The sequence below is a fragment of the Nocardioides turkmenicus genome (assembly GCF_011045035.1).
Taxonomy (GTDB): Bacteria; Actinomycetota; Actinomycetes; order Propionibacteriales; family Nocardioidaceae; genus Nocardioides; species Nocardioides turkmenicus.
Genome location: NZ_JAALAA010000017.1, coordinates 35,289 through 52,208 on the forward strand (window position 1 = coordinate 35,289; position 16,920 = coordinate 52,208).

Below are 16,920 nucleotides of genomic sequence, written 5' to 3' on the forward strand. Positions count from 1 at the left end.
ATGAGAGGGAATCAGCCTGTGGCCGCTGGCCAGCACATCCTCGTCGAGGCCGAGGAGTTCGACGACTTCGGTGGGTGGACGCTGGACTCCCAGTTCGAGATGGAGATGGGGTCGCCGTACCTTCTCGCTCACGGTCTGGGTGAACCGGTCGCCGAGGCCACCACGACGATCGACGTCGAGCAGGCCGGCTCCTATCGCGTATGGGTGCGTGCCAAGGATTGGGTGCCATCCCATCATCCCGGCCGGTTCGCCGTCTCGATCAACGGCGAGCGGCTGCCCATCGAGTTCGGCGCGAACGGAAGCGACTGGAGCTGGGAGGACGCCGGCCGGATCGACCTGGCCGGCGGCCGAGCCACGATCACTCTCACCGATCTGACCGGTTTCGACGGTCGCTGTGATGCCATCTACCTGACCACCAGCGACACCGAGCCACCCAACGGGATCGATCCCGACTCCCGTGCCTGGAGACGCCGGCTCCGCGGGCTGCCGGACCGTCCGGTCGACGGCGGATCCTTCGACCTGGTGGTCGCCGGCGGTGGCGTCACCGGCGCCGCTGCCGCACTCGCAGCCGGACGTCTCGGTCTGACGGTCGCCCTGATCCAGAACCGCCCGGTCCTGGGCGGCAACGCGAGCACCGAGATCGGACTCACCCCCCGAGGAGAGACCGGTCGCCTCATCAAGGCACTGTCCGCGCGGTCCGAGGACGGCGAGCTCGTCGCCCTCGGGCTCCTGCATGCAGAGCCGACCGTGTCGGTGTTTCTCGAGCACCAGGTCTTCGACGTCGTGCTCGATGGCAGGCGCATCGTCGCGGTCGATGCTCGCGAGGCCCGCTCCGGCCGTGAGACGCGGTTCGGTGGCGAGGTGTTCATCGACTGCACCGGGACCGCGATCCTCGGCCTGCTCGCCGGGGCCCGGACCATGTTCGGATACGAGAGCCGAGCCGAGTACGACGAGCCGCTCGCGCCGGAGCAACCTGTCGCGTCGCACCACGGAAACACCCTGTTCTTCAGGACCCGGGACACGGACCACCCAACAGATTTCCCTGACGTTCCATGGGCAGTCGAGGTGGCCAAGGACTACGCCGACCTGGGCGGACAGCTCCAACGCCCCGGCATCGACAACGTCGCGGGACCGATCGCCGGGCCGGCCCGAACCCCGGACCCGAGCATCCGACGACGCATGCTCAAGCCGTTGACCCACTTCTGGGAGTACGGTCACGACCTCGACCCGTACACCCACGCCGAACACATCCGTGACCACCTCCTGCGGGCGGTCTACGGGACGTTCTCCAACGTCAAGACCCTCGAACCCGAGACCTATGCGAACCTCGCGCTCGACTGGGTTGCGTTCGTCCCGGGGCAAGGCGAGTTCCGTCGGTACCGGGGCGCCTACGTCCTGACCGAGAACGACATCCGGGAGCACCGCAGGTTCGAGGACACCGTCGCCTGGAACTCCGGTGCCTTCTGCCTGCACTACCCAGGGCACGAGAAGTACGACTTCCGTCTTCGGGACTGGAAGTGGGACACCCGCGACGACAAGCCGTTCGAGGTGCCTTTCCGGTGCCTCTACTCGGCCGATCTCGACAACCTCATGATGGCCGGCAAGCACATCAGCGTGACCCACGTCGCCGGGTCGGTCACCAAGTTCATGGGCAATGGTGGCCAGCACGCGATCGCCACGGCGGCCGCAGGCAAGATCTGTCTCCAGTACGACGTCACGCCAAGTCAGATCTGCGACAACCACCTGGGGGAGCTCCAGAAGACGGTCGAGAAGCTCGGTGGGGCGGTCGGACATCCCGTCTGACCGCAGCCCGCTATCTCCGACGAAGGAGCCACAGTGCGGCGTCCCCGACCACGACGGCCTAGGGAGACCGTGACTCCAGGATCGCGAGGTCGCGCTCGGCGTACGTCCGGTGCCACCATTCCTCGTTGAGCACGATCGAGAGGCACTCCTTCACCGTGAACGGACGCGGCGGAGGCCAGCCCGCCTCCTCCGGCGGGACCGTCTCGGCGGCGAGCGCCTCCTCGGTGAGGCCCTCGACCACGCGGCGTACCACCGCCTGACGAGCGCGGCGCAGCTCCAGGACCTCGTCGAGGGAGGGCCGGACGGAGCGGTCGCGCGGGAAGCCCTTGTCGTCGGGAGCCTCGTCCCACGGCAGGTCGAGTGGGTGCCACGGCGCGGGGTCGCCGCCGATCGCGCAGTGGACCCACGAGGCAGTCGCGAACGAGAGATGGCGCAGTGTCTCGATGAACGACCACTCTCCGTCGACCTGCTCGTGGAGCAGCGCCGGGTCCAGGCGCCGGGCGCGGTCGAGGGTGCCGTCCCAGAGCTGCTCCAGCAGGTTCCACGCCTCGGCGAAGCCGGCCGGATCGTCTGGCCGCATCTTCGCCAGGTCGGGCTCGCGGCGCATCAGCTCCTGCGCGACGTAGTCCGTCACGTCGACGCCGTTGATCCGCACGTCCTTGATCTCGCCACTGATATCGACGTCGTAGAGCTCGACACCGGTCATCTTCACGTGGTGCAGGTCGGTGCCACGGATCGTCACGTTGCTGAGCGAGGCCGCCCGGAAGGTCGACCCGCTGAGGTCCGTCCAGTCGAAGGTCGAGCCGCTCAGGTCCTCCTTGCCGAACTCAGCCACGGCGCATCTCCGCATGTCCTGTAGGAAGCGGTTCGGTCGCGTCCATCGTCGTCACGGCTCGATGGTAGGCCCGGTTCCGGACGAAACCGCTCCGGAACCGGTCGCATCCGAGCTCGTCGCCCGGGCCAAGGACCGAATTCTCCCAGGGCACCAACGCGACTGCAACGACATCGAAACCATGCTCCAACGCGGCCCCAACCATTGCTGCCGCCCTGACTGAAGCGCGCCAAGTACGGCGTACTCATCGGTACGCTGCGACGTCGGCAGGCGGGTGATGGAGTGCCCGGCGAGGCCGGTCCTGACAACGGCGCGCGAGGGATGATGTCCAGTGGCAAGGCTCGCGATCGCCTTGCTCGCAGCGGCGGCCAACGGCGCTCTGGGCTACGGATTCTGGCAGAGACATCGCCGACAACTCGCGGTGCGCAGGATGAACGAGGCCCGGGCATGGGCTCAAGAACTCCAAGTCGAAGTCAGCAAGCTCAAGAGGCAGGTCGACGCGTCGAACCATGACAGCCTCACGGGTGTCTTGACGCGCGACCGGTGGGAGTCGGAAGCCGCCGTCCTGCTGACCAATGGGCGGGCGCAAGCGGTGCTCTGGATCGACCTCGATCGGTTCAAAGACGTGAACTCGACCTTTGGGCATCTCGCCGGGAACACCGCGCTCGCTGAGATCGGCAAGCGCCTACGCACTCGGAACGACGGCAGCCTCGCGGGGCGCTTCGGCGGTGATGAGTTCGTCGTCGTTCTCCCCCGTCGACCGTCGGACGTGCAGCTCCATGAGCTGGCGGAGCTCCTGGGCGAGCCGATCACCGTCACAACCCCCCTGGACCAGACTCCGAAGACGGTATCCCTGACGGCATCGATCGGTGTCGCGGTGTGGTCCTCGGCGACGCCACCTGACCTGCCGCAACTGCTCGATCTCTCAGACCTAGCCATGCACCAGGCCAAGAAAGCGGGCAACGGCATGGCGATGATCCGTGAGTCCTGATCTGTGCCAGGCGCGGCGCGAATTGAGGTTGCCGAGGATTCTCAGCCTTGACAATCGATCACGTCGAGATCTTCCGGATCATGGCTGATCCGGCCACTGGCCGAGCAGTGCGAGCCGCTGCGGAGGCGGCGCTCGAAGACGGGTCGGACACGCCGATCAGATACTTCATCGACGTCGGGCACTACGAGGTGTAGCTCACGCGCGGAGCGCGGCGAGGGCCTCGTCGGCGTGGATCTCGGCCTTGAGCATGCCCTCGACGACGGCCTTGATCCGGCCGTCGGCACCGATGGCGAAGGTCGTACGCTGCAGCGGTCCGAGCTTGCCGAGGATGCTCGGCTTCACGCGGTAGAGGGCGGCGACGGACCCGGAGGGATCGGACAGGACCGGGTAGTCGAGGTCGTGGTTGGCGGCGAAGCCGGCCTGCTTCTCCACGCTGTCCTTGCTGATCCCGAGCCGCTGGGCGCCGATGGCCCCGAACTCGCCCGCGAGGTCGCGGAAGTGACAGGCCTCCTTCGTGCACACCGGGGTCTCGGCCGCCGGGTAGAAGAAGAGCACCACCGGACCCTTCTCCAGCAGCGAGGAGAGGACGACTGACGTGCCGTCCTGGGCGGGGAGCGTGAAGTCGGGCGCGACGGCACCGGTCTCGAGCGGCATGGCGTTCAACCTACCCGGCGGGCACCGAGGCGCTGGCTCAGCAGGTCGGCGCAATGCCTCAGCGCGGCGGCGGGAGGCACCGGGTCCTCGGCGGCGTACGTCACCGCGATCGCGGCCACCGGGTGCCCGTTGTGGTCGAGGACCGGCACCGCGACGCTCGAGAGACCGAGGGTGACCTCGCCGGCCTCGGTCGCGTAGCCGAGCCGGCGGGCCTCGGCGAGCGTCGCCTTCAGAGCGGTCGGTGACTGCGGGCCGATCCCGGTGCGGTCGGTGAACGCCGCCCGGTCGGGGTAGAGCGCACGGACCTGGCCGTTCGGGAGGCTGGCCATGATGGCGCGGCCGCTGGCGGTCAGGTGGGCGGGCAGGCGTACGCCGACGTCGGTGACCAACGGCGGCCGGCCGGGCGCCCGCTCCTCCACGATGTAGAGGACGTCGCGGCCGTGCAGCACGGCCAGGTGCGCGCTCTGACCGAGCCGGTCCACGAGCTGGGCGAGCGGCCGGCGGGCGATGCGCTGCAACGGCGCCTGGCGCGAGTAGCCGCTGCCCACCTCGAAGGCGCTGACCCCCAGACCGTAGCGACGTTCGTCGACGAGATGCACGACGAACCCCTCCTCGATCATCGCGTTCACGAGGTGGTACGTCGTGCTCCGCGGCAGCTCGCAGGCGCGCATGATCGCCTCGACCGGCACGGGGTCCGCCTGCGAGGAGAGGAAGCGCAGCACGCGGAGTGCCCGGGTGGCGGCAGGTACCTGGCTCATGGCCCAAGAGTCTCAGATCCGAGACAGAAGGGTCGCTACGGCCATGGCGAACCGGGCATGTCTCGACTCAAATGGAGGCATGGGAGAACATGTAGTTGTCGGAGTCGGACCGGTGTCGATGGCAGATGTCGTCAGCGTGGCCCGCAGGAACGCGGCGGTGACCTTGAGTGCCGAGGCCCTGGCCGCCATCGATGCCGCGCGAGAGGTCGTCGACTCCCTCGCCGCGGCCACGACGCCGTCCTACGGCGTCTCGACGGGATTCGGCGCGCTCGCCACTCGGCACATCCCGCAGGAGCTGCGGGCACAGCTGCAGCGCTCCCTGGTCCGCTCGCACGCCGCCGGCTCGGGCCCCGAGGTCGAGCGCGAGGTCGTCCGGGCCCTGATGCTGCTGCGCCTGTCCACCCTCGCGACCGGCCACACCGGCGTACGCCGCGAGACGGCGCTGCTGATGGCCGACCTGCTCACCCACGGCATCACTCCGGTCGTGCACGAGTACGGCTCGCTCGGCTGCTCCGGCGACCTCGCTCCTCTGGCCCACTGTGCTCTGGCGCTGATGGGCGAGGGCCCGGTACGCACCGCCGACGGCGAGCTGACCGACGCCGCCACCGCGCTGGCCGCCGCCGGCCTCAGCCCGGTCGAGCTGCACGAGAAGGAGGGCCTGGCGCTCATCAACGGCACCGACGGCATGCTCGGCATGCTGGTGCTCGCGATCAACGACCTGACCGACCTGCTCCAGGTCGCCGACGTCTCCGCCGCGATGTCGGTCGAGGCCCAGCTCGGCACCGATCGGGTCTTCGCCCCCGAGCTCCAAGCCATCCGTCCGCACCCCGGCCAGGCAGCGTCCGCGGCCAACCTGACCGCGATCCTGCGTGACTCCGGCGTCGTCGCCTCCCACCGCGGCCCCGACTGCAACCGGGTCCAGGACGCGTACTCGTTGCGCTGCTCGCCGCAGGTGCACGGCGGCGTCCGCGACACCGTCGCCCATGCGGTCGCCGTCGCCACCCGCGAGCTCGCCTCGGCCGTCGACAACCCCGTCGTCCTCGCCGACGAGAACCGCGTCGAGTCCAACGGCAACTTCCACGGCGCGCCGGTCGCCTACGTCCTCGACTTCCTCGCGATCGTCACCGCCGACCTCGCCTCGATCTCGGAGCGTCGTACGGACCGCTTCCTCGACAAGGCACGCAACCACGGCCTGCCTCCGTTCCTGGCCGACGATCCCGGCGTCGACTCGGGCCTGATGATCGCCCAGTACACCCAGGCCGCGATCGTCTCCGAGCTCAAGCGCCTCGCCAACCCGGCCAGCGTCGACTCCATCCCCAGCAGCGCGATGCAGGAGGACCACGTCTCGATGGGCTGGTCGGCGGCGCGCAAGCTGCGCAGGGCCGTCGACGGCCTGACCCGCGTGCTGGCCATCGAGCTGATGACCGCCGCCCGTGCCCTCGACCTGCGCGCCCCGCTCGAGCCCAGCCCGGCCACCGGCGCCGTCGTGGCGCTGCTGCGCAACCACGGCGTCGGTGGCCCCGGCACCGACCGTTTCCTCGCCCCCGAGATCGACGCCGCCTACCAGCTCGTCTCCGACCGGTCCGTCACCCGGACGGTCGCGAGCGTGATCGGAGAACTCGCATGACCGACCAGAGCACGAACCCCCGCCTGCCCATCCACGCCGCTCACGGCACCGAGCTGACCGCGAAGTCGTGGCAGACCGAGGCGCCGCTGCGGATGCTGATGAACAACCTCGACCCCGAGAACGCCGAGCGCCCCGAGGACCTCGTCGTCTACGGCGGCACCGGCAAGGCCGCACGCAGCTGGGAGGCGTACGACGCCCTCGTCCGCACCCTGCGCGAGCTCGAGGACGACGAGACCATGCTGGTCCAGAGCGGCAAGCCGGTCGGCGTGTGGAAGACCAACAAGTGGGCTCCACGCGTGCTCATCGCCAACTCCAACCTGGTCGGCGACTGGGCCAACTGGGAGGAGTTCCGCCGCTTGGAGGAGATGGGCCTGACGATGTACGGCCAGATGACGGCCGGCTCGTGGATCTACATCGGCACGCAGGGCATCCTGCAGGGCACCTTCGAGACCTTCGCCGCGGTCGCGGACAAGCGCTTCGGTGGCACCCTCGCCGGCACGATCACCCTGACCGCCGGGCTCGGCGGCATGGGCGGCGCCCAGCCGCTCGCCGTCACCATGAACGACGGTGTCGCGATCTGCGTCGACGTCGACCAGAGCCGGATCGCCCGCCGTCTCGAGCACCGCTACCTCGACGTCCAGGCCGACTCGCTGGAGCACGCGCTGGAGCTGGCGGTCCAGGCCCGTGATGAACGGCGTGGCCTGTCGATCGGCCTGCTCGGCAATGCCGCCGAGATCTTCCCGCGGTTGCTGGAGATGAACGCCCCGATCGACGTCGTCACCGACCAGACCTCGGCGCACGACCCGCTGTCCTACCTGCCCGCCGGGGTGCCCTTCGAGGAGTGGCACCAGCGCGCCGAGGCCGACCCGGCCGGGTTCACCAAGGATGCGCAGGCCTCGATGGCCGCCCACGTCCGGGCGATGGTGGAGTTCCAGGACGCCGGCGCCGAGGTGTTCGACTACGGCAACTCGATCCGCGACGAGGCGCGCAAGGGCGGCTACGACCGGGCCTTCGAGTTCCCGGGGTTCGTGCCGGCGTACATCCGGCCGCTGTTCTGCGAGGGCAAGGGCCCGTTCCGCTGGGCCGCGCTCTCCGGCGACCCGGCCGACATCGCCGCCACGGACCGCGCCATCCTGGAGCTGTTCCCCGAGAACGAGCGGCTCCACAAGTGGATCACCATGGCGCAGGAGCGGGTCCACTACCAGGGCCTCCCGGCGCGGATCTGCTGGCTCGGCTACAAGGAGCGCCACCTGGCCGGCCTGAAGTTCAACGAGATGGTCAAGAGCGGCGAGCTCAAGGCACCCGTCGTGATCGGCCGCGACCACCTCGACTGCGGCTCGGTCGCGTCGCCGTACCGCGAGACGGAGGCCATGCTCGACGGCTCCGACGCGATCGCGGACTGGCCGCTGCTCAACGCGATGACCGCGGTCGCCTCCGGCGCCACCTGGGTGTCGCTGCACCACGGCGGCGGGGTCGGCATGGGTCGCTCGATCCACGCCGGCCAGGTGTGCGTCGCCGACGGCACCGAGCTGGCCGCCGCGAAGATCGAGGCCGTGCTGACCAACGACCCCGGCATGGGCATCATCCGCCACGTCGACGCGGGCTACGACCGTGCCGTCGAGGTCGCCGCCGAGCGCGGCGTACGCATTCCGATGCAGGAGGGCTGATCGTGACCCAGGTTGCCGACTTCGAGCAGATGTGGCGCGACCTCGTGCCCATCGGCCGCTCGGCGTCCACCGGCGGCTACTTCCGCCAGCCCTGGCACGCGGCCGAGCTCGAGCTCCGCGCGTGGTTCCGCGAAGCCGCCACCACGCGCGGGCTCGAGGTCGAGGGGGACCCGTTCGGCAACCTGGTCGCCTGGTGGGGGCCGGCGGCGGACTTCGCCGCGACCGGCAAGGTGCTGACCGGCTCCCACCTCGACTCCGTCCTCGACGGCGGTGCGTACGACGGACCGCTCGGTGTCGTCTCCTCCTTCGCCGCGCTCGACCTGATGCGCGAGCGCGGCGTGGAGCCGGCCCGCCGGCTCGGCATCGCCGCCTTCGTGGAGGAGGAGGGGTCCCGCTTCGGCCGGGCCTGCCTCGGTTCCCGTCTCGCTGTCGGCGCCACCACGTGGGAGGTGGCGCGCGAGCTCGTCGACCGTGACGGCGTACGTCTCGGCGACGTCATCGAAGGGGGCGAGTCCACGATGCTCGACGGCGTGGGCACCTACGTCGAGCTGCACGTCGAGCAGGGCCGGGGCCTGATCGACCTCGACGCCCCGGTCGGCGTGCACGACGCGATCTGGCCGCACGGCCGCTACCGCTACGACATCGCCGGCCGCGCCGACCACGCGGGCACCACCCGGATGGAGGACCGCGCCGACCCGATGCTCACCTACGCGCTGACGGCGCTCGCCGCGAACGAGCAGGCGCGCGTGCAGGGCCAGCGTGCCACCTTCGGCCGGATCGACGTACGTCCCAACGGCACCAACGCGGTGCCGTCCCATGTCACCGGGTGGCTCGACGCCCGGGCCGAGTCCGACGCCGCCCTCGCCGCACTGGTGGAGGAGGTCGAACGCCGGGCCACCGCGTACGCCGAGCGCGACGGCACCTCCGTCACCGTCACCGCCGAGTCGGTCAGCGGTGAGGTCGCCTTCGACGCCGCCCTCCGCGACGCCCTCGCTCGACGCATGGGAGACGTCCCGGTCCTGCCGACGCAGGCCGGGCACGATGCCGGCATCCTGCAGAGCGTCGGCATCCCCACCGCCATGCTGTTCGTCCGCAACCCGTCGGGCGTCTCGCACTCACCGTACGAGACCGCGGAGACGGCCGACTGTCTCACCGGCGTCGAGGCGCTCGCCGACGCGCTGACCGGCTTGGTGACCGGGGAGGTGGTCGTGTGACCACCTATCTCCTCGAGCACGCCTGGGTCGACGGACGGGTCCAGGACGCGGTCGGGATCGAGGTCGAGGACGGCCGGATCACCGCGGTCGAACCGAACGCCGACCACGGCGGAGTCCGGCTGCGCGGGCTCACGCTGCCCGGCTTCGCCAACACCCACAGCCATGCCTTCCACCGGGCGCTGCGCGGGCGCACCCAGACCGACCGCGGCACATTCTGGACCTGGCGCGAGCAGATGTACGCCGTCGCCGGCCGCCTGGACCCGGACACCTACTACCAGCTCGCCAAGGCGACCTACACCGAGATGGTCGCGGCCGGCTACACCTCGGTCGGCGAGTTCCACTACCTCCACCACCAGCCGGACGGGACGCCGTACGCCGACCCGAACGCGATGGGCAACGCACTGCTCGCCGCGGCGCACGATGCTGGGATCCGGATCACGCTGCTCGACACGCTCTACCTGTCCAGCGGCTTCGGCGCCGCACCGGAGGGCGTGCAGCGGCGCTTCAGCGACGGCACCGCCGAGGCGTGGCAGGAGCGGGTCTCCGCGCTCTCTCCGGACACCGGCGCCTTGATCGGGGTCGCCGCGCACTCGGTGCGCGCGGTCCCGGCCGACGCACTGAAGGCGTTCACGCCGTACGTCGAGAGCGGAGCGCCCGTCCACGTGCACCTGTCCGAGCAGGTCAAGGAGAACGCCGACTGCGTGGCCGTGCACGGCGTCACGCCGACCCGGCTGCTCGCCGACCACGACTTCCTCGGCCCGATGACCAGCGCGGTCCACGCCACCCACCTCTCCGACGAGGACATCCGGCTGCTGGGCGAGGCGGGCGTGTTCGCGTCGTTCTGCCCGACCACCGAACGCGATCTCGGCGACGGCATCGGCCCGGCCCGCGCGCTGCAGCAGGCCGGATCGACCCTGACCCTGGGCTCCGACAGCCATGCGGTCATCGACGCGTTCGAGGAGATGCGTGCGGTCGAGATGGACGAGCGTCTCGCCACCCAGGCACGTGGCCACTGGACCGCCGCCGAGCTCCTCCTGGCCGGCACCGCCCACGGCCACCGCAGCCTCGGCTTCGCCGACGCGGGCTCGATCGCGGTCGGCCAGCGAGCCGATCTGGTCACCATCGACCTCGCCTCGCCGCGTACAGCCGGCACCGGTGGGGACGAGCACACCGCCGTCTTCGCGGCCGGCGGAGCCGACGTCACCCACGTCGTCGTCGACGGCCGAGTGGTGTTCGAGGGAGACCACGGCAGCGTCGGACGCGCCCTGAGCACAGCGATCGAAGGGATCTGGACATGAGCACGCTCATCACCAACATCGGCGAGCTGGTCACCAACGACCCGGACGCCTCCGACCTGCTCGGCATCCGCACCGATGCGGCGGTCGTCGTCGAGGACGACCGAGTCGCGTGGGTCGGCGACGCGTCGGCCGCCCCCGCGGCCGACACCGTCGTCGACGCCGCCGGGAGGGCCGTGCTGCCCGGGTTCGTCGACAGCCACAGCCACCTCGCCTTCGCGGGCGACCGGTCGGCCGAGTTCCGCGCGCGAATGACCGGCGAGCCCTACACCGCGGGCGGCATCCGCACCACCGTCGCGGCGACCCGGGCCGCGAGCGACGACGACCTCCGTGCCGGCATCGGCCGACTCGTCGGGGAGATGCGCGCGCAGGGCACGACGACGGTCGAGATCAAGTCCGGCTACGGCCTGAACGTCGAGGACGAGGCCCGCTCGCTGCGTCTTGCCCGGGAGGCCACCTCCGAGACCACCTTCCTGGGTGCGCACGTCGTGCCACCCGAGTTCGCCGACGACCCGGCCGGCTACGTCGGCCTGGTCACCGGCCCCATGCTCGAGGCCGCGGCCCCGTACGCCCGCTGGATCGACGCCTTCTGCGAGCGGGGCGCCTTCGACGCCGACCAGGCTCGCGAGGTGCTCACCGCCGGCGCCGCGGCCGGGCTCCGCGGGCGGCTGCACGCCAACCAGCTCGGCAAGGGCCCCGGCGTACAGCTGGCAGCGGAGCTCGGTCTGATCGCGGTCGACCACTGCACCTACCTCAGCGACGAGGACGTCGACGCGCTGCGCGACTCCGGCACGATCGCGACGCTGCTCCCGGGCGTCGAGTTCTCCACCCGCCAGCCCTATCCCGACGCCCGCCGGCTGATCGACGCGGGGGTTCGGGTGGCCATCGCCTCCGACTGCAACCCCGGCTCCTGCTTCACCAGCTCGATGCCGTTCTGCGTCGCCCTCGCCGTACGCGAGATGCGGATGACCCCCGCCGAGGCGGTTCACGCCGCGACCGCCGGCGGGGCCGCCGCGCTCGACCGCGCCGACGTCGGCCGCATCGTCCCCGGCTCCCGTGCCGACCTGGTCCTCCTCCGCGCCCCCAGCCACGTCCACCTGGCCTACCGCCCGGGCGTGCCGCTCGTCGAGGAGGTCTGGGTCTCCGCCGAACCGCGGGACTGATCGGGGCCGCACCTGGCACCATGGCGGGCATGTCCGCCAGCCCGACCCTCCCGCTCGGGGTGCGTATCGGCTACGGCTCCGGGTCCGTGGCCACCGGGACGTTCGGCACGATCCCGGGCCTGATGCTGCTCCCCTATCTGACCGACAGCGTCGGGATCGCCGCGCTGGCGGCGGGGTTCATCGTGTTCGCGCCGAAGGCGTGGGACGTCGTGCTCAACCCGATCGCCGGCCGGATCAGCGACCGGACGGTGGACCCGCGCGGCCCGCGCCGACCGTGGCTGCGCCGGGCCGGCCTCACGCTGGCGGTGACGTTCGCGCTGCTGTTCGCGGCGCCGTCGATGACGACCTGGGTCGAGGCGCTGTGGGTGCTGGTCCTGTTCCTGAGCTGCGCGACGGCGTACGCCTTCTTCCAGGTCCCCTACGTGGCGATGCCGGCCGAGCTGACCGAGTCGTACGACGAGCGCACCCGGCTGATGACGTGGCGGGTCGCGATCCTGGCCCTGACGATCCTGCTCGCCGGCGCCACCGCGCCGATGATCCGCGACGCCGTCGGCGGCCGGGACGGCTACCGCGTGATGGGCGTGGTGATGGCGGTGCTCATCCTGGCCGGGGTGCTCAGCGCGTACGCCGGCACCCGCCGGGCGCCCGTCCACACAGTCCAGCCGGGCGCGGGCGGGTTGCGCGACCAGCTCCGGATCGTCGCGGCGGCGCCCGACTTCCGCCGGCTGCTGATCACGTTCGTGATCCAGGCCGTCGCCTTCGGCGCGATGCTGGCCGGGGTCGACTACCTGGCGACCGACGTGCTCGGCCGCGCAGGCGCGGCGACGGTGCTGTTCGTCTGCTTCGTCGGCCCCGCGCTGCTGCTCACCCCCACGTGGGCGGCACTCGGGGCGAGGATCGGCAAGAAGGCCGGGTACACCGCCGCCTCCCTCGTCCTCGCCGTCGGCGCGCTTCTCGCCGCAACCGCCCAGATCGCACCGGCCGCTCTGGTCTATGCCGCGGTGGTCCTGGTCGGGGTCGGCTATGCCGGCTGCCAGGTCTTCCCGATGGCGATGCTCCCCGACGCGGCCGCCGTCGACGCCCGGCGCAGCGGCTCGAGCCGGATCGGCGTCTACACCGGCGTCTGGACCGCCGGCGAGACGCTCGGGCTGGCGCTCGGTCCCGGTGTCTTCGCCGTGGTGCTCGCGCTCGGTGGCTACCGCTCCTCGACCGGGAGCGACGTCCTCCAGCCCGACTCCGCACTGACCGCGATCACGCTCGGCTTCTCGGTGCTGCCGGCGTGCTTGGTCGTCCTCAGCCTGCTCTGGCTGCGGGGTTACTCGCTCACCGCCGACGACGTGGACGGCGACATGGAAGGAACCGTGCCCGCATGACCGACGCCCTGACCCAGCTGCGCGCGATGCAGTCCGCCGACCTGCCGGTGCACGGCGGCCGCACGCTCGCCTACGTCTACGACTCCGGCCTGCCCGACATCGACCGGATCGGCCGGGAGGCGGTGGCGGCGTACGCCGGCTCCAACGGCCTGGACCCGACCGCGTTCCCGAGCCTGCTCCGGATGGAGACCGAGGTGGTCGGCACGGCCGCCGACCTGCTCGACGCACCCGAGACGGTGGTCGGCACGGTCACCTCCGGGGGCACCGAGTCGGTGCTGCTGGCGGTGCAGACCGCGCGCGACTCGAGGCCTGGGATCGAGCGCCCCCGGATGGTGCTGCCGGCGACCGCGCACGCCGCCTTCCACAAGGCGGCGCACTACTTCGGGGTCGAGCCGGTGCTGGTGCCGGTCGGGCCCGACTTCCGGGCGGATCCGGCGGCGATGGCCGCGGCGATGGACGACCGCACCGTGCTGGTGGTCGCCTCGGCCCCGTCCTACGCGCACGGGGTCGTCGACCCGGTCACCGCGATCGCGGCCGCCGCGGCCGAGCGCGGGATCCGCTGTCACGTCGACGCCTGCATCGGCGGGTGGGTGCTGCCCTATGCGGCGCGGCTGGGGCGGGACGTACCGGCCTGGACGTTCGCGGTCGAGGGGGTCACCTCGATCTCGGTCGACCTCCACAAGTACGCCTACGCCCCGAAGGGCACCTCGATCCTCCTGCACCGGACCCCTGAGCTGCGGCGGCCGCAGTTCTTCGCCTCGGCCGCATGGCCCGGCTACACCATGCTCAACTCCACGATGCAGTCGACGAAGTCAGGCGGGCCGCTGGCCGGCGCCTGGGCGGTGATGCGCTCCCTGGGCGACGCCGGCTACGAGCGGCTGGCCCGCGATGTCTTCGAGGCCGTCGACCTGATCCGCGCCGGCATCGGGAAGATGCCCGAGATCGACGTCGTCAGCACCCCCGACTCCACGTTGATCGCCCTCACCACCGACGGCAGCTGCGACCCGTTCACGGTCTGCGACGAGATGGCCGCCCGTGGCTGGTACGTCCAGCCGCAGATGTCCTACGCCGGGTCCCCCGCCACGATCCACGTGTCGGTGAGCGCCGCGACCCGTCCTCACGTCGAGGAACTGCTCGAGGCTCTGGGCAAGGCGGTCGCGGCAGCCGTGGCCACCGGTCCCGTCGCCGTCGACCCCGGCGTCGCGGCCTTCATCGCGGAGCTCGACCCGCTCGCCCTCTCCGACGACGACTTCGACGGCCTGCTGCTCGCCGCCGGGCTCATCGGCGCCTACGGGCGGGAGGGCCTCGCGCTCCCGCAGCGGATGGCCGAGGTCAATGCCATGCTCGACCTGGCCACCCCTGCAATGCGCGAGGCCCTGCTCGTCGCCTTCCTGGACCGGCTGACCCGGCCTACGCGGTCTTGAGCCGACGCTTCCTCCGGACCAGCATCAGGATCGCGCCGACCACGATCGCGGCGACGATGCCGCCTCGGATCTGCACGTCCCGGGACCGGGCCGCCATCTGCGTACGCTCCTTGACCTCGTGGGCCTTCTCCTTCCCACGCGTCTTCACGTCCAGACGCGCGGCGAGCTCGTCGAGGGTGTCGGCCATCTCGTGACGGGTGGTGTCGAGGTCGGCCTCGACGTCGGCGAGGCTGTGGCCACCTGCCTCGACCGGTCGGGTGGTGTTGTGCGTCATGGCGTCCTCCTCACGATGCGGTCCTCGGCGTGACGGTGGTGCTTGACAGCCTCCATGTCGCGCTTGATGTTCGCGGTGGCGCGCTCGGGCTTCATCGGCACTCCCTCGGAGACCTGCTTCTTCCCGAACAGGGCGATGCCGCCGGCGATCAGCAGGAGGACGACTCCGACCAGCAGCGCGGCCAGCCAGGCGTCCATGACGAGCGCCAGCGCGAGGATCGCCGTGGCGATCAGGGCCCCGACACCGTAGAGCGCCACCAGGCCGGCGGCGCCGAACGCCCCGGCCCCCTTGCCGGTGTGCTTGGCCTTCTCGGTCAGCTCCAGTCGGGCGAGCTCGAGCTCGCCTCGGACGAGGCTCGACATCTCCGTCGAGAGACGCGAGACCAGCTCACCCATCGATGCGTCGGTCTGGTGGTGGTGGAGCGTCACGACTCCCACCCCCGCGGCATGTCGGTCACCGGGTCCGTGGTGGTCGGCCGCGGACCGCTCGGCGTCGTCTGCGGATACGGCGTCGGCGAGGCCGGCGCAGCCGGCTCCGTCGGCGAGGTGGACCGCGCGGTGTCGCCCGGCATCTTGTCCTGGACGGTGTGCTTCGCGCTCGCCGCCTTCTCCTTGGCCACGAACCCCGCGCGGTGTGCCTTGTCCTGCACCCGCGGGTCGTGCCACAGCTTCTGTGCCTTGGCAGCGATGGCGTCGTAGCGCTCGCGGCCAGCGCGCGCGCCGAGAACGTAGCCGATGCCGAAGGCAGTCATCAACGCTGATTTCTTGAACATGTGCTCCTCCTCATCGCTGTACGTCAGGCCGGTACCCAGACGGCGAGGAGATAGACGGTCAGGCCCGGGACCGGTTGACGCGCCGGGACGCGACGGCGTCCAGGGTCGCGCCCAGCGCAGCGGTGACATCGTCGGGGTTCTCGTGGGCGACAGCGAGGAAGATGGCGTCGACGATCATCAGCTGAGCCATCCGGCTGGACATGGCGCCGTAGCGGAACCGGGTCTCCCGGGCGACGGTGGTCAGGGTGGCGTCGGCGACCTCGGCGAGTGGTGACCGGGGAAAGTTGGTGACGGCGACGGTGAAGGCGCCCCGGCCGGCGGCGATGCGCAGCGCCGAGATCGCCTCCTCGGTCTCGCCGGAGTGCGAGAACGCGACCGCGACCGCGTCCGGCGGAAGCACGGCTGCGCTGGTGAGTGCCAGGTGCGCGTCGGCCCAGGCGTTGACCTGGTAACCGATCCGGCGCAGCTTCTGCTGGAGGTCCTGTGCGGCGAGACCGCTGGAGGCCGACCCGTAGGCGTCCACCACCGAGGCGTTGGTGATCGCCGCGACGACCCGGTCGAGCTGGTCGAGATCGAGCCGGTCCGCGGTCTCCTCGACCGCTCGCGCCTCCTGGTAGGCGAGCTTGCGTACGACGTCGCGCGTCGTGTCGGCCGGGTCGATGTCACCCTCGGAGACGCCGAACTCGACCCGGCGGCCGGACTCGTTCGCACCGGCTCGCGCGAGGGCCAGGCGAAAGGCCGAGTAGCCGGCGAAACCCAGGTTGCGGCACAGCCTCGTGACGGTGGCGGTCGACGTCTCGTGCCGGGCGGCGAGCTCGGTGATCGTCAGCGCGGCGGCGACGCCCGGGTCGGCCAGGGCCGCCTCCGCGAGCCGACGCTCGCTCGGCCGCAGTCCGGGCAGGGCCTGCCGCAGGCGTACCAGGATGTCCTCGGTCATCGTCTCCCCGCTCAGCCCTGCGATGTCATTAATTACCCCTTACGGGGTTACATGGGAAACATTTTGTCATACGATCGACAGATCCGCGGGCGACACCGCAGCAGGCAGACGCCCGACCTCTTGGCCCCACCCCTAG

General features: G+C 71.1%; 17 protein-coding genes. 10 read left to right on the plus strand and 7 right to left on the minus strand.

Going from position 1 to position 16,920, the window contains the following annotated elements:
* Nucleotides 1-1,803 carry an FAD-dependent oxidoreductase gene (locus tag G5C66_RS18885; protein WP_165112480.1) on the plus strand — a complete coding sequence of 601 codons (1,803 nt, stop codon included), beginning with the start codon at nt 1-3 and terminating at the stop codon, nt 1,801-1,803.
* Nucleotides 1,804-1,861: 58 nt separating this feature from the next.
* Here the strand turns inward: G5C66_RS18885 and G5C66_RS18890 are convergent, their stop codons facing one another.
* Entirely contained in the window at nt 1,862-2,638 is a 777-nt protein-coding gene (locus G5C66_RS18890; RefSeq protein ID WP_165112481.1) for a DinB family protein, read from the minus strand.
* A 328-nt stretch (nt 2,639-2,966) separates the two neighbouring features.
* Here G5C66_RS18890 and G5C66_RS18895 point away from each other — a divergent pair, with 328 nt between their 5' ends.
* Nucleotides 2,967-3,626 carry a diguanylate cyclase domain-containing protein gene (locus G5C66_RS18895; RefSeq protein ID WP_165112482.1) on the plus strand — a complete coding sequence of 220 codons (660 nt, stop codon included), beginning with the start codon at nt 2,967-2,969 and terminating at the stop codon, nt 3,624-3,626.
* Nucleotides 3,627-3,673: 47 nt separating this feature from the next.
* Nucleotides 3,674-3,820: a hypothetical protein gene (locus G5C66_RS18900; protein WP_165112483.1), complete on the plus strand. Its 147-nt coding sequence runs from the start codon at nt 3,674-3,676 to the stop codon at nt 3,818-3,820.
* Nucleotide 3,821: 1 nt separating this feature from the next.
* Here G5C66_RS18900 and G5C66_RS18905 read toward each other — a convergent pair whose 3' ends face one another.
* Nucleotides 3,822-4,280, minus strand: coding sequence for a peroxiredoxin (locus tag G5C66_RS18905; protein ID WP_165112484.1), 459 nt, complete (start codon nt 4,278-4,280; stop codon nt 3,822-3,824).
* 5 nt (nt 4,281-4,285) lie between these two features.
* A complete protein-coding gene (locus G5C66_RS18910; RefSeq protein WP_165112485.1) occupies nt 4,286-5,038 on the minus strand; it encodes an IclR family transcriptional regulator in 753 nt (250 codons plus the stop codon).
* Between the two features lie 79 nt (nt 5,039-5,117).
* Between G5C66_RS18910 and hutH the strand changes: the two genes are divergently transcribed.
* From hutH to G5C66_RS18945, 7 genes are read left to right on the plus strand one after another with little or no spacing between them, the layout of a single operon-like run.
* Entirely contained in the window at nt 5,118-6,665 is a 1,548-nt protein-coding gene (hutH, locus tag G5C66_RS18915; protein ID WP_165112486.1) for a histidine ammonia-lyase, read from the plus strand.
* Nucleotides 6,662-8,332, plus strand: a complete 1,671-nt coding sequence (hutU, locus tag G5C66_RS18920) for a urocanate hydratase (protein ID WP_165112487.1) — start codon at nt 6,662-6,664, stop codon at nt 8,330-8,332. The genes hutH and hutU overlap by 4 nt, the downstream gene beginning before the upstream one ends.
* Nucleotides 8,333-8,334: 2 nt before the next feature.
* Nucleotides 8,335-9,546, plus strand: a complete 1,212-nt coding sequence (locus G5C66_RS18925; protein WP_338144226.1) for an allantoate amidohydrolase — start codon at nt 8,335-8,337, stop codon at nt 9,544-9,546.
* Nucleotides 9,543-10,844 (plus strand): formimidoylglutamate deiminase, encoded by a 1,302-nt coding sequence (locus G5C66_RS18930; protein WP_165112488.1) that lies wholly within the window; start codon nt 9,543-9,545, stop codon nt 10,842-10,844. Before G5C66_RS18925 ends, G5C66_RS18930 begins: the two co-directional genes overlap by 4 nt.
* Nucleotides 10,841-12,004, plus strand: a complete 1,164-nt coding sequence (hutI, locus tag G5C66_RS18935; RefSeq protein WP_165112489.1) for an imidazolonepropionase — start codon at nt 10,841-10,843, stop codon at nt 12,002-12,004. Before G5C66_RS18930 ends, hutI begins: the two co-directional genes overlap by 4 nt.
* Before the next feature lie 29 nt (nt 12,005-12,033).
* The gene (locus G5C66_RS18940; protein ID WP_241248658.1) at nt 12,034-13,377 is read left to right on the plus strand and encodes an MFS transporter; all 1,344 of its coding nucleotides are present in this window, start codon (nt 12,034-12,036) and stop codon (nt 13,375-13,377) included.
* On the plus strand, nt 13,374-14,801 hold the full coding sequence (locus G5C66_RS18945) for a pyridoxal phosphate-dependent decarboxylase family protein (RefSeq protein WP_165112490.1): 1,428 nt from the start codon (nt 13,374-13,376) through the stop codon (nt 14,799-14,801). The genes G5C66_RS18940 and G5C66_RS18945 overlap by 4 nt, the downstream gene beginning before the upstream one ends.
* On the opposite strand, the gene G5C66_RS18950 is transcribed toward G5C66_RS18945, so the two are convergent.
* From G5C66_RS18950 to G5C66_RS18965, 4 genes are read right to left on the minus strand one after another with little or no spacing between them, the layout of a single operon-like run.
* Complete coding sequence (locus G5C66_RS18950; RefSeq protein WP_165112491.1) at nt 14,788-15,075, minus strand: DUF3618 domain-containing protein; 288 nt, start codon at nt 15,073-15,075, stop codon at nt 14,788-14,790. The genes G5C66_RS18945 and G5C66_RS18950 overlap by 14 nt on opposite strands.
* Nucleotides 15,072-15,503 carry a phage holin family protein gene (locus G5C66_RS18955; protein ID WP_338144227.1) on the minus strand — a complete coding sequence of 144 codons (432 nt, stop codon included), beginning with the start codon at nt 15,501-15,503 and terminating at the stop codon, nt 15,072-15,074. The genes G5C66_RS18950 and G5C66_RS18955 overlap by 4 nt, the downstream gene beginning before the upstream one ends.
* Nucleotides 15,500-15,847, minus strand: a complete 348-nt coding sequence (locus G5C66_RS18960; protein WP_165112492.1) for a hypothetical protein — start codon at nt 15,845-15,847, stop codon at nt 15,500-15,502. Before G5C66_RS18960 ends, G5C66_RS18955 begins: the two co-directional genes overlap by 4 nt.
* Nucleotides 15,848-15,905: 58 nt before the next feature.
* Nucleotides 15,906-16,784 (minus strand): MurR/RpiR family transcriptional regulator, encoded by an 879-nt coding sequence (locus G5C66_RS18965; protein WP_165112493.1) that lies wholly within the window; start codon nt 16,782-16,784, stop codon nt 15,906-15,908.
* Nucleotides 16,785-16,920: the final 136 nt, after the last annotated feature.

Bases quoted from the DNA above. Each gene is read 5' to 3' on its own strand.
- G5C66_RS18885 (WP_165112480.1), top strand. From the start codon at position 1: ATGAGAGGGAATCAGCCTGTGGCCGCTGGCCAGCACATCCTCGTCGAG.
- G5C66_RS18905 (WP_165112484.1), bottom strand. From the start codon at position 4,280: ATGCCGCTCGAGACCGGTGCCGTCGCGCCCGACTTCACGCTCCCCGCC.
- G5C66_RS18910 (WP_165112485.1), bottom strand. From the start codon at position 5,038: ATGAGCCAGGTACCTGCCGCCACCCGGGCACTCCGCGTGCTGCGCTTC.
- hutH (WP_165112486.1), top strand. From the start codon at position 5,118: ATGGGAGAACATGTAGTTGTCGGAGTCGGACCGGTGTCGATGGCAGAT.
- hutU (WP_165112487.1), top strand. From the start codon at position 6,662: ATGACCGACCAGAGCACGAACCCCCGCCTGCCCATCCACGCCGCTCAC.
- hutI (WP_165112489.1), top strand. From the start codon at position 10,841: ATGAGCACGCTCATCACCAACATCGGCGAGCTGGTCACCAACGACCCG.
- G5C66_RS18940 (WP_241248658.1), top strand. From the start codon at position 12,034: ATGTCCGCCAGCCCGACCCTCCCGCTCGGGGTGCGTATCGGCTACGGC.
- G5C66_RS18945 (WP_165112490.1), top strand. From the start codon at position 13,374: ATGACCGACGCCCTGACCCAGCTGCGCGCGATGCAGTCCGCCGACCTG.
- G5C66_RS18950 (WP_165112491.1), bottom strand. From the start codon at position 15,075: ATGACGCACAACACCACCCGACCGGTCGAGGCAGGTGGCCACAGCCTC.
- G5C66_RS18960 (WP_165112492.1), bottom strand. From the start codon at position 15,847: ATGTTCAAGAAATCAGCGTTGATGACTGCCTTCGGCATCGGCTACGTT.
- G5C66_RS18965 (WP_165112493.1), bottom strand. From the start codon at position 16,784: ATGACCGAGGACATCCTGGTACGCCTGCGGCAGGCCCTGCCCGGACTG.